Raw genomic sequence first — 12,796 nt, 5'->3', positions numbered from 1 at the left:
TACAGAGTGTGTCACATAAGAGCCGCGAACCAGCGGGCATACCCAGCTCGATTTCGAGAAAGAAACAGACCACCTGGTTTCTCGCGAAGGGCCATGGGTCGTTCATCCGAAAAATTTAGCGGGAACCCAGGAACATCGGAAACCTGGAATGGATCCGCATTTGGTGTCACATCATGGCCCCGCTTTTCCTGGTTTCCATCATTTCTGCCTTCCTGATCAAGATTTGACGACGGCAAGACCCAGCTCAGGTTGAATGCACCACTTTGTTTCCAGAGAGGACACGGAGATCGCGGGGGTTTTTTGCGCGTCACGGGTTCCCATCCCGGGAGAGCGCCTTGTCACCGGAATGAGGTTTTCCGGTAGTTAAAACTACGGCATCGCCTGGCACGCGGCAGTTTGGTGTGGCAAATGGAGTCGATTTCCTGGCGTGGATGATGACGAGCCGACGGAAGAAGCATTGGCTATCTGGAAAACGCGATCCAAACAAAGAGATCTCGAAAGCTCGAGGGACATCGGCTTTCGGTTTCTCACTTTCTCTCCAAACCTCTCCCAAATGCTCCCTATGAGTGCGGGTCTCGAAGGAAGGATCACCCGCCACTCTCCGTGAACTCCGCGCACTCCGTGGTAGAAATTGTTCTTATCCACGGAACTCCGCCAGGTCAGGCTAGAATAGGGACACTTTTTCCCACGACATCCCCGCCCGATCCAGCGATTCACGCTCCCCGGAGGTACGACGGTGAACAAACGCAAGCTCGGTCTGCATGAACTCTATGGCCAGGATCCCGAAATGGCGGATGACCTGGTTTTCGGTCGTCGATGCCACCCGCTGAGTCGCCGTGGCTTCCTGACCGGGCTGGCGAAGATGAGCGCCGTCCTGGGCGCGACGCCGGTCTTCGCCGACCTCATGCCCGCCGGCCTGATTCCCGCCACGCTCGTGAACGAAACGAAACCCTTCCGCATCGAAGGAAAAGATCCCGGCCTGATCGTCCTCAACGACCGCCCCCTCAATGCGGAAACGCCGCCGCACCTGCTCGACGACGACGTCACCCCGGCCAAGCGGCTGTTCGTACGCAACAACGGCCACCCGCCGGTCGACCCGGACCGCCGCACCTGGAAGCTGCGCATCGAGGGCGAGGCCTGTACCAATCCGCAATCCTTCACCCTCGGCCAATTGGCTCGCAAATTCGAGACGGTGACCTATCAGTTGGTCCTGGAGTGCGGCGGCAATGGCCGCGCCGAATTCCACCCACCTGCCTCGGGCAACCAATGGACCTTGGGCGCGGTGGGCTGCCCTCGATGGACCGGCGTGCGGTTGGCCGATGTCCTGAAAGCGTGCGGGGTCTCGGAGAAGGCGGTCTACGTGGGATACTACGGCGCCGACACCCACCTGAGCGGAAAACCTGGCAAGGACACGATTTCGCGTGGCGTGCCCATCGCCAAGGCCATGCGTCCCGAGTCGCTGATCGCTTGGTCGCTCAACGGAGAGGATCTGCCGCTTCACAACGGCTATCCGTTGCGCCTGGTGTTCGGCGGCTGGCCAGGCTCCACATCCGGTAAATGGCTGAAAAAGATCGTGATCCGCGATCGCGTCCACGATGGCGCCAAAATGGGCGGCACCGCCTATCGCCTGCCCTGTCATCCCATCGCGCCCGGCGAAACGGTTCCCGAATCCGATATGTGCATCATCGAGGAAATGCCCGTCAAATCGCTGATCACCGCACCGCGAACGGCCACGCTGCATCCCTTCGACAAGCCGTTGACGGTGCGCGGCCACGCCTGGACCGGCTCCGGCAAGGTGGACCGCATGGCGATCTCGATCGATTTCGGGCAGACCTGGCGCCAGATTCGGATCAGCGAGCCGGTCAATCGCCACGCTTGGCAACACTGGGAAGTCCAGCTCCAGTTTCCCCAGCGCGGCTACTACGAGATTTGGGCCCGCGCCACCGACGACGCCGGCCATGCCCAGCCGATGGTGGTACCAGGCTGGAATCCCAAGGGTTACCTGAACAACGCCTGCCACCGAATCGGCGTGCGCATCGGGTAGCGGCGCACCGATTTCACGCGGATTTCACGCGCAAACGACGCAGCCTTCAGCTTCGCCTTTCTATGATTCACGACAAATGAGTCCATCACTCGGCGAAGAAGGAGGAACTCATGCACCCCATCGGTGCTCATCTCAGCATCCTTTCGAAAACGCTTCTGCTTTTCCTGCTCCCCATCCTGTCGATCTGGTTGATCGCGGCCGACTCCGGTAACCTTCGCGGGACCATCACGGATTCCAGCACCAACCAACCCCTCTCCCAAGTCACCATCGAACTGAAGAACCGACTCTTCGAGCGAACCGTCACCGTGGACGAACGCTTCCAACTGACCCAGATCCCCGTGGGCGATTACCGCCTGAAAGTCTCGGTCTCGGGCTTCTCCACCCTCAAACGAGACATCACCATCAACACCGACCAAACCACCGAACTCACCCTCCAGCTCCAACCGCAGCCACTCACGTTGCGCGACGTGGTGGTCGCCCCGAGTACTTTTTCCCTGCTCTCGGAGCCGGCCGTCAGCAACACCTATCTCGATCGCGAGACCATTCGCAACACGCCCCACTTCGGCGACGACGTCTATCGCGCGCTGGGTGCCCTGCCGGGAACCAGCAGCACCGACTTTTCCGCCTCCTTCAACGTGCGCGGCGGCGAGTATCGCGAAGTCCAGGTGAGCCTCGACGGCATGGAACTGATCAACCCCTTCCACCTCAAGGACTACACCGGCGTGTTCAGCATTCTGGATCCCGAAGCGCTGGGCGGCCTCACCCTGGCCACCGGCGGCTACTCGGCCAAATACGGCAACGCCATGAGCGGCGTGATGGAAATGCGCTCGGTCGATCCCACCGAACGCCGCACCTCGGCCAGCGTCAGTTTCGGCAACGTCAGTTTTCGCACCGAGGGCACCTTTTCCGGCGGCCTGGGCACCTACTACTTCTCGGGCCGGCGCGGTTATCTGGACATCCTGCTGGGGTTCACCGAGGACGAGGAGGAAGAAGAGGAAAGCGACATCACCTACTACGACTCCTACGGCAAGTTGACCTACGTGCTCGGCTCGCGCCACAACTGGTCGATCAACTACCTGTTGGCCAACGACAGCTTCCTGTCCAAGGAGAACGAAGACGGTGAAATCGAGAATGCCGACAGCAGTTACGACGATTTCTATTTCTGGTCGCGTTTGAACTCGGCCTGGACCGACCGGCTCTCCTCGGAAACGGTGCTGTACCACACCCGCATCGACCAGGACCGCCTCGCTTCCAGTTTCGGCGGCGCCGAGGACTACGACTTCTTCGACAATCGCTCGCTGCGGCGGACCGGCGTGCGGCAGAATTGGGAGTTCTCGCTGAACGCCGGCAACTTCCTGCGTTGGGGCGTGGAAGCGGCCGACGTCAAAGCCGAGTACGACTACCAGGGGATCACCGAAGTCGACGTCCCCATCGGCAACGACGGTTCGTCGTTCGTGGATACCTACCTGGAACCGGAGGGCAAGGAATACGCGGCCTATCTGACCAACCGGTTCAAGCTGTCGGAGAAATGGTACGGAGAATTGGGGGTGCGCTACGATCGCCAAACCCTGTTGCGCGACAGCCAGGTCAGCCCGCGCCTCAACATGTATTGGAAAATCGACCCCTCCACCTCCGTCCGTTTCGCCTACGGCACCTATCACCAGCCCGAACGGGCGCACGAGCTGCAAGTCGCCGACGGCGTGCGCGAGTTCAGCCTGCCGGAGAAAACGACGCAATACCTGCTGGGTTTCGATCACCGATTTCGCAACGGCCTCGATTTCCGCCTGGAGGGCTACTACAAAGACCTGGAAGATCCGCGAATTCGCTTCGAAAACCTGACGCGGTCCATGGTCCAGTATCCGGGGCTCAGCGCCGACCGGGTCGCCCTTCCGGTCGATAGCGGCGAGGTCACCGGTGTGGAACTGGTTCTCAAACAAAACTCCGGCGAGCGTTTCAGTTGGTTCCTCAACTACGCCTGGTCCAAGGCCGAAGATCGCCTGGGCGACGAGACCATCTCCCGCCAATGGGATCAGGAGCACACCCTCAACCTGAGCGCCAACTACCGCCCCGGCCCCAAGTGGAACTTCAACGCGGCCTGGATCTACCACACCGGCTGGCGCACCACGCCGGTCACGTTGGCGTCGGACGGCGAGGGCGGCTTCGAACTGGTGCCGGGCGACTTCTTCAGCGACACCTTCCCTGCCTATCACCGCCTGGATCTGCGCATCAACCGACGGGTACAGACCGCCAACCGCCGCAGTTTCGAGCTGTTTCTGGACGTGAGCAACCTCTACAACCGCAAGAACGTGCGCGGTTACCAGGATTGGCAGATCGTCGACGACGGGACCGGGAACCCCGTGGCCACCTACGAAACCGAGGAATGGCTGCCGGTTCTGCCGACTTTCGGCCTCACATGGACCTTCTGAGTACAGCGACGAGGCCCACCGGCCGGCAGAGATCGCCTCGTCCATGGCCGCGGGATCGGGTGCCCGCGGCCTCTTCCGCCTGCTACAATACGCCAAACACGGGAAGGCATGCGATGCGCATCTTGGTGGTCGAAGACAATTTGGACATTGCCGCCAACATCATGGATTTTCTGGAGGCCTCCGGGTACAGTCCCGATCACGCGCCCGACGGCATCTGCGGCATGCACCTCGCCCTGACCCAACATTTCGACGTCATCGTGCTCGACCTGATGCTTCCCGGCATGGATGGCCTGACCCTCTGCAGCCACCTGCGGGAACGCGGCGACAACACGCCGATCCTCATGCTGACCGCACGCGACACCCTGCCCGACAAGGTCGCCGGTTTCGACGCGGGCACGGACGATTACCTGGTCAAACCCTTTGCACTCAAGGAGCTGTTCGTTCGGGTGCGGGCCCTCGGCCAACGCAATCGAGGCAGCTCGGGCCAGGTCCTGCGCGTGGCCGATCTGGAACTCAATCTGGGCACCTTCGAGGTCACCCGCGCGGGACACCCGCTGGAACTGAACAAGGTCGGCATTCGCATCCTGCGCTGTTTGATGGAGGCCAGTCCCAACGTGGTCACCCGAGACGAACTGACCTGGCAGATCTGGCAGGACCAGCCGCCGGGTTCCGATGCGCTGCGCTCCCACATCTACCACCTGCGACAAGTCGTGGACAAACCCTTTCCCAGCCACCTGCTGCAAACCCTGCGTGGCGTGGGTTACCGCCTGGTGTCATCCCATGAGTCCCATCCCCGAAGTTTCTGAACCCGCCGCCATCGACCCCGCCGATCCCGTCCCATCCGAACCGCCAGAGCCGGAGGCGGCGACGGACGATCCTCGCGCGCCCTCCGCACTCCGCCACAGCCTGCGCTTCCGCGTCACGACCAGTTTCCTGGTGGCGGGCCTGATCCTCGGTCTGGTTTATGCCGGCGTGGTGGGCATCTATCTACACGACATGGAAGATCAGGTCGCGATCAACTTGCTTCGACTGGAAGCGGAGCACTTCGAAAAAGAGATGGCGACCAACCCGAGCGCGACCTTGCCGAACACGCGGCTGTTGCGCGGGTTTTTGGTCGACCCGGCCAAGGGCGAAACTACCGCCGACCTGCCGGCCCCCTTCGACGAATGGGCCGGTGATCGCGGGCCCGGTGAACACGAGTTGTTCACGCCCGACATGCACATCAAGATCCATCCCCTGGAGAACGGGTCCCTGCTCTACCTCTACCACTTCGTCGGCGAGATCGAACCGCTGGACAAATCCTACTTGACGGAAATCCTGCTGGTGGGCCTCGTGCTCGTGGTGTTGCTGAACGGATGGGCGGGTTTCCTCTTGGCCAGAAGGGTGCTGGCACCGATCGTCAACCTGGCCGACCAGGTGGGCCGCACCGATCCGGACGCGATGCCGGTACACCTGACCGGGCCCTTCTATCGCGACGAGGTGGGAGCCCTGGCGCAAGCGCTACAGCGCGCCATGAACCGCATCGCCGAATTCATCGATCGCGAGCGTCGCTTCACTCGCGACGCCAGCCACGAGCTGCGCACACCGGTCACGGTCATCAAGGGCGCGGCCGAACTGGTCCGTCACCGGGCCGAGCTGGGCCAGCCGATCCAGGCGCCACTGCGCCGCATCGAGCGGGCGGTGCTGGACATGGAGAACATCATCGTCACCTTCCTCTACCTGGGGCGCGAGGGCACGGTGCAACATCGCGTGGCGGCCGAAGCCGAGACGGACGCGACGGCGGTGGTTCCGGTGGTGGAAAACTTGATGGGCGCCAACCGCTATTTGCTGGAGGAGAAAGAGGTGGAGGCACGCCTCGAGGTGATCGAGGGCTTCGCCGTGGCGGCGCCCGAGCCGGTGATCTCGATCGCCATCGGCAACCTGTTCCGCAACGCCTGCCAATACACCGATCGCGGCATGGTGCGGGTCTGCATCCATCCTGGCCGAGTGGACATCATCGACACCGGGCGCGGCATGAACCGCGAGGCGCAGAAGGCCGCTCCGCGACCGAAGGAGATGGGCTTCGGCCTGGGTCTCTCGATCGTCGAGGACTTCTGCGGCCGCCACGGTTGGTGCCTGGAGATCGAAAGCGAACCGGGCAAGGGTACCCGCGCCACGCTGATCTTCGACGACGCGCATCAGGCTACGCCCGCCACCTGACGAAGCACGATTCCACGGGGTTCCCCGGAGGGAAAGAGAGGCGTCGTCGCGGTACGTTGGCCGGCCCGGCCGACACTTCGAAGCCACGCCTGGTCGATCTTGATCCCCACAAAAGAGCGGAGCGTCCTCGGTTCCGCGAAAAGGCGCTCGCCAAAGTGCGGATTCAGGGGGTTCCCCGATTACAAAGAGAGGCGTCGTCGCGGTACGTTGGCCGGCCCGGCCGACACTTCGAAGCCACGCCTGGTCGATCTTGATCCCCACAAAAGAGCGGAGCGTCCTCGGTTCCGCGAAAAGGCGCTCGCCAAAGTGCGGATTCAGGGGGTTCCCCGATTACAAAGAGAGGCGTCGTCGCGGTAGGTTGGCCGGCCCGGCCGACACTTCGAAGCCACGCCTGGTCCATCTTGATCGCCACAAAAGAGCGGAGCGTCCTCGGTTCCGCGAAAAGGCGCTCGCCAAAGTGCGGATTCAGGGGGTTCCCCGATTACAAAGAGAGGCGTCGTCGCGGTACGTTGGCCGGCCCGGCCGACACTTCGAAGCCACGCCTGGTCCATCTTGATCGCCACAAAAGAGCGGAGCGTCCTCGGTTCCGCGAAAAGGCGCTCGCCAAAGTGCGGATTCAGGGGGTTCCCCGATTACAAAGAGAGGCGTCGTCGCGGTACGTTGGCCGGCCCGGCCGACACTTCGAAGCCACGCCCTTACGCAGAAGAAACCGGTCTAAGAGCGAAGCGCGGTGGTTGCGATATGGCGCTCGCCGAAGTTTGAATCTGCGGAGTGCCCAGACGGACAAGAGAGGTGTCGTGCCAGATAGGCACATCAGGGACGGTAAGCCCGCCGGATGTACTTCGAAACAATGCTGTCACAAGTGATTGCCAACCGAAAAAGCTGCGGGTTGGGTCTTGTAATGGTGGCCTCCCTGCCGCATCGAATCGTTTGACTGGCAGGGCCGGTAAGACCGGGTCAGCGGTTCTGTCTTACCGGCCCTGTCTTTCCTGCACGACACCCTTCTCGATTTACTGGCACTCCTGGCATCGCCGCTTCGGGGACAGATGTGGGGCGAAAACCTGCGCTCCGCTATTTTGCCGTTCGCAGGGCCGGTTGGTCGTCGCTTCGAAGTGTCGGCCCAGCGGGCCAACCTACCGCGACGACGACTCTCTCGAAGATACGGGTACTCCGAGAGGAACCACTCCGAAATGTCGGCCCAGCGGGCATACCCCCCGTGACCAACCTACCGCGACGACGACTCTCTCGAAGATACGGGTACCTTGGACTATGTAACTCCGACAAGTTCAGCGGGCCGCTGAACCTACCGCGACGACGACTCTCTCGAAGATCCGGGTACTCCGAGAGGAACCACTCCGAAATGTCGGCCCAGCGGGCATACAGCCCGTGACCAATCTACCGCCCAGACGCCTCTTTCCGCATGCGGGTACTCCCGAGGTAGCCGCTTCGGCGCAGGCGCCACGCAGGCTCGTGTATCGCTCAAAAATACACCTAGGCCGGGAACTGACGTCACAATGAAACTTTTGTCACTTTCCACCAATTCTCAATTTCCCCCGCAGAGTTTGATCTTGAACGCGACGAAGCAGCCATGCTTGAATCTCTTTGGCTTCTACGATTCGTTCACGGAAACGAGTCGTCAACTTTCCCTCTCCGCTCGCATTTTCGTCCGTCCCTTCACGCACCGCAGGCCCAAGGTCGTGCGTTCCCCGTGCACCTTGCGTGAACCCTTCGTCGGTTTTTTTGATTCATTCACGGACACAAAACTGCATCTCAACATTTCCGACCTACCATGACCGTAGCATCCTCCGCGCGGCACGGCGGCGCCCGCGATGCGCACACCAAGCGGCGCGCGTACGCCACGACCGCGAACGAGGTTGACAACCGGTCACATGGGCTCGGCAACGGTCGCCCCTGCCGCCAGGCCAGGCGTGCCACCGTTTCCCGAAGCCCCGAGCAGCGTCAACGGGCTGTCGCCACCCTAGTCAGCGAGGCTGAGTACATGAATGTCAAATGGATCGGAATCTGGGTCGTCCTCGCGATCTCGATTTGCCTGAACCTCCTATTGATCAATGACAAACAAACGTCCCTTGCCTATGCACCCACGCCCGCCCATCGCTTCGCGGGCGTCTACACCACGTTCGAAGATCTGGACACCTCCGATACCGAATCCGGAAAGGTGACGGTTCGCCGCCGCGTGGCCCACACCGTTCCCAACGCCCAAGAAGTATTGAGCACGGCCATGGCCGCCCTCCAAACCCACAGCCACAAGCTGGAACTGTCGCTGCACAACCGGAATCAGCGACTGGCGGACTACTACCTGAAAGCGATGTCCCGTGAATTGGCTCGGATCCGTCGCTCGGTGGGCGAACACGAGGGCTACCCCATCGCCGAATGGACGTCCACGATGACCGAACCGCACCTGGGCACGCTGCGCGAAGACGTGCAATCCCAAAACTGGGAGCGCGCCGAGTCGGTGTTCGTGGACATGATTAAAAGCTGTAACCAGTGCCACATGCGCACCGAACACGGATTCATCAAAATCGAGACGACCCACCCGGAAAACCCCTACAACCAACGCTTCGAATGAGGGCACGCCCTCGATGCCGCATTGGCATCCCCAAGCCGCGGTAATTGCGCTAGAATGGCGGTCGGCCGGTCGCGACCGATCGCTTTCGCCTGTCGGCAACCACCACGGTATGCCTTTGACCCCGTTTCGGAAATCGCGTGAACACCTGCTTTTTTCCCCGTTCGCGCCCAGGCGATTCCGCGAGCCAGGCCCAGCTAATGCGGAGGAACAGTGCATGAATGAAATGAAGGTCAACACGGTGGTTCTCGGCGCCGGCCCGGGCGGTTATGTCGCCGCGATTCGCCTCGCTCAACTGGGCGTCGATACGCTTTTGGTGGAAAAGGAATACTACGGCGGCGTGTGCCTGAACGTGGGCTGCATTCCCTCCAAAGCCTTGATCCATGTCTCCAAATCCTACGAGTCGATCGACAAGATGTCGGTCTTCGGCGTCACCGCGGAAAACCGCCAAATCGATTGGGCCAAGACCCAGGAATGGAAAAACGGCGTCGTCAAACAGCTTACCGGCGGGATCAAGATCCTGGTCACCAAAAACGGCGCCAAGGTGCTGGAAGGCGCCGGCACCCTGCTGGGCACCAACACCCTGAACGTCCTGGCCGCGGACGGTACGGAAACCAAGGTTCATTTCGAGAACCTGATCCTGGCCACCGGCTCTTCGCCGATCCACATTCCCACCTTCCCGGTCGGCGGCCGCATCATCGACTCCACCGGCGCGCTGGACCTGACCGAGGTTCCCAAACACATGGTGCTGATCGGCGGCGGATACATCGGCCTGGAGCTGGGTTTCGTCTACCGCAAGCTGGGCACCGAGGTCGTCGTCGTGGAAATGATGGACACCGTTCTGCCGGGCTTCGACAAGGACGTGGTCAAGGCCATGACCCGCAAGCTGAAGAAAGACAAGTTCAAGGTGATGACCGGTGCCAAGGCCAAATCCTACCGCGAGACCGAAAACGGTTTGGCGATCACGGTCGAGCACAAGGGCAAGGACGTCGAGATCGAAACCGAGTACCTGTGCGTCACGGTGGGCCGTCGCCCGAATTCGCGCAACCTGGGCCTGGAGAACGCCAGCGTTTCGGTCAACGACCACGGCTTCGTGGACGTGGACAAACAAATGCGCACCAATGTCCCCAACATCTACGCGATCGGCGACCTGGCCGGCCAACCGATGCTGGCCCACCACGCCTCCTACCAGGGTGAGGTCGCGGCCGAGGTGATCGCCGGCCATCACGCCGAGGACTCGGCCAAGACCTGTCCGGCGGTGGTCTTCACCGATCCGGAAGTGGCCACGGTGGGCATGAGCGAGGACGAGGCACGCGCCGCCGGCCACGAGCTCACGATCGGCCAATTCCCGTTCGCGGCACTCGGTAAGGCCAAGGCGAGCGCCGATACCGAAGGCTTCGTCAAGATCATTGCGGACAAGAAGTCGGAGGAAATCCTGGGAGTGGTCATCGTAGGCCACAACGCCGGTGATCTGATCGGCGAAGCCACGCTCGGCATCGAAATGGGCGCTTTCCTGGACGACTTGAGCCTCACCATTCACCCACACCCCACGCTGACCGAATCGTTGATGGAAGCGGCCAAAAAAGCGAAAGGCCAAGCCATCCACGTACTTAACTGATTCCGGCGCGTTCCCGCGCGCCACACCGCAGGCTTTCGGGCCGCGGCTCGCGCGTGGGTTCCGCGCCGCTTCGTGCCATCATCGAGTCGATCGGGAAAAGGTACGGAGCCGAAAGCGAAATATGACGCAATCAGAACAACCCCCCCGCGCTTCCACTCCCCGCCCGACGCCGCCGCGTCGCAAAATCGCCCTGGCCTTGACGGGCGCCAGCGGGGCGCCCTATTTCCTTCGCTGCCTGGAGCGCCTGCGCGGCCGCGACGACGTGGAATTGCACCTGGTGGCCTCCGAGGGCGGCAAACGGGTCCTGCACGACGAACTGGGCATGAAGTGGTCGGAAGTCGAGACCCGGGGCTGTATCGTCCATCCCCTCAAGAACATCGGCGCTTCGATCGCCTCGGGTTCCTTCGGTCTCGAAGCGCTGGTGGTGGTCCCCTGCAGCATGAGCACCCTCTCGGCGATCTCCGTCGGCCTGGCCGAGAACCTGGTCCACCGCGCCGCGGCCGTCCAGCTCAAGGAATCGCGACGCCTGATCCTGGTCCCCCGCGAAACGCCGCTCTCGCTGATCAACTTGCGCGCGATGGTGACCCTGCGCGAGGCCGGCGCCGTCATCATGCCGGCCAGTCCGGGCTTCTACCAACAGCCCGAAACGGTGACCGACCTCGTCGACACCGTAGTCGACCGCATCATCGATCACCTGCAGCTCGCCGACGAAACGATCTTCCGCTGGAATCCGCAACCCGGCGCCATCAAAAACCAACTCCGCAGAGAGGAATCCACATGACCGGTGCCTTTGTCGAAACGATGAAAATGATCAAGATCGAGCACAGCATCTTCGCGCTGCCGTTCGCACTGGCCGCGGCCTTCATGGCCGCCGACGGCTTTCCGCCGGCGCGGGTGTTGGGTCTGATCGTGCTGGCGATGGTCTTCGCCCGTTCGGCGGCGATGGCCTTCAACCGCTGGTTGGACGCGGAAATCGACGCGCGCAATCCGCGTACCGCGATTCGCTCGATTCCCGCCGGCAGGCTCACCCGCGGTTACGCACTCGGTTTCACCCTGGCCTGCTCGGCAGGGTTCATCGCCACCGCCTGGTTCCTGAACCCGCTGGCGTTCTACCTCTCGCCGCTGGTGCTCTGTTGGCTGCTTGGCTACAGCTTCACCAAAAGATTCACTTCCTTCTGTCACGTCTGGCTGGGTGTCGCGCTGGGACTGGCCCCCTTTGGCGCCTGGGTCGCAGTGCGCGGCGAGATTCACTGGTTGCCGCTGCTGCTGGGCGTGGCCGTGACCGGTTGGACCGCCGGCTTCGACATCATCTACGCCTGCCAGGACCTCGATTTCGACAAGGACGAAAAGCTCAACAGCATACCCGTACGGCTCGGCGTCCTGCGCTCGCTGTGGCTGGCCCGCCTGCTGCACCTTGGCATGTTCGCGATCCTCGTCTATTTGGGTCAGTACCTGGAGCTGGGCTGGTTGTACACCCTGGGCCTGGCGATCGTGGCGGGCTGCCTGATCTACGAGCATTCCCTGGTGCGCGGCGGCAACCTGGATAGGGTCGACCTCGCCTTTTTCACCCTGAACGGCATCGTGTCCCTGGTCTGGGGCCTGACCACCTCGGCCGCCATCGTGTTCAACGCCTGATCCGTACCCATCCGGAAACGGCGATTTTTAAAAGAGATCCTCCGAACCGGCCCGGGCTCCCATGCACCCGGGTCTGTGTCAGCGGACATCTCCTTTCCCATAACCATTTAATAACAAGCACCTTGCCAAGAACGTACGCCAGGGAACCGATACCGTGCCCACCAAACCGGAGCGCTTGGGTTGCTGCCAGGTCACCGCTTTCGGATGGACGCCGCCCCGCAGTTACGGCCCCTTTTCTCCTAGCCTGCGCCCCACCTGACAAGACAAACTTCGTTCATATCGCGGGTCGC

General features: G+C 62.0%; 8 protein-coding genes. All 8 read left to right on the top strand.

The window, feature by feature from the left end:
* Nucleotides 1-787 precede the first annotated feature (787 nt).
* Entirely contained in the window at nucleotides 788-2,044 is a 1,257-nt protein-coding gene (locus tag J3U87_RS04325; RefSeq protein ID WP_420038280.1) for a sulfite oxidase, read from the top strand.
* Nucleotides 2,045-2,154: 110 nt separating this feature from the next.
* The gene (locus J3U87_RS04320) at nucleotides 2,155-4,470 is read left to right on the top strand and encodes a TonB-dependent receptor (RefSeq protein WP_237381803.1); all 2,316 of its coding nucleotides are present in this window, start codon (nucleotides 2,155-2,157) and stop codon (nucleotides 4,468-4,470) included.
* A gap of 113 nt (nucleotides 4,471-4,583) precedes the next feature.
* Nucleotides 4,584-5,276, top strand: a complete 693-nt coding sequence (locus J3U87_RS04315; RefSeq protein ID WP_237381802.1) for a response regulator transcription factor — start codon at nucleotides 4,584-4,586, stop codon at nucleotides 5,274-5,276.
* Complete coding sequence (locus J3U87_RS04310; RefSeq protein ID WP_237381801.1) at nucleotides 5,251-6,669, top strand: sensor histidine kinase; 1,419 nt, start codon at nucleotides 5,251-5,253, stop codon at nucleotides 6,667-6,669. Before J3U87_RS04315 ends, J3U87_RS04310 begins: the two co-directional genes overlap by 26 nt.
* A 1,789-nt stretch (nucleotides 6,670-8,458) precedes the next feature.
* Nucleotides 8,459-9,256 carry a hypothetical protein gene (locus tag J3U87_RS04305; protein ID WP_237381800.1) on the top strand — a complete coding sequence of 266 codons (798 nt, stop codon included), beginning with the start codon at nucleotides 8,459-8,461 and terminating at the stop codon, nucleotides 9,254-9,256.
* 214 nt (nucleotides 9,257-9,470) lie between these two features.
* Nucleotides 9,471-10,871: a dihydrolipoyl dehydrogenase gene (lpdA, locus tag J3U87_RS04300; protein ID WP_237381799.1), complete on the top strand. Its 1,401-nt coding sequence runs from the start codon at nucleotides 9,471-9,473 to the stop codon at nucleotides 10,869-10,871.
* A gap of 121 nt (nucleotides 10,872-10,992) precedes the next feature.
* Nucleotides 10,993-11,652 (top strand): UbiX family flavin prenyltransferase, encoded by a 660-nt coding sequence (locus tag J3U87_RS04295; RefSeq protein ID WP_237381798.1) that lies wholly within the window; start codon nucleotides 10,993-10,995, stop codon nucleotides 11,650-11,652.
* Entirely contained in the window at nucleotides 11,649-12,506 is an 858-nt protein-coding gene (locus tag J3U87_RS04290; protein WP_237381797.1) for a UbiA-like polyprenyltransferase, read from the top strand. The genes J3U87_RS04295 and J3U87_RS04290 overlap by 4 nt, the downstream gene beginning before the upstream one ends.
* Nucleotides 12,507-12,796: the final 290 nt, after the last annotated feature.

Source organism: Sulfidibacter corallicola (genome assembly GCF_017498545.1).
In the GTDB taxonomy this organism is placed as follows: domain Bacteria; phylum Acidobacteriota; class Holophagae; order Acanthopleuribacterales; family Acanthopleuribacteraceae; genus Sulfidibacter; species Sulfidibacter corallicola.
Note: the sequence above shows the minus strand (reverse complement) of the source record. Positions and strands in the feature narration are given on the sequence as shown.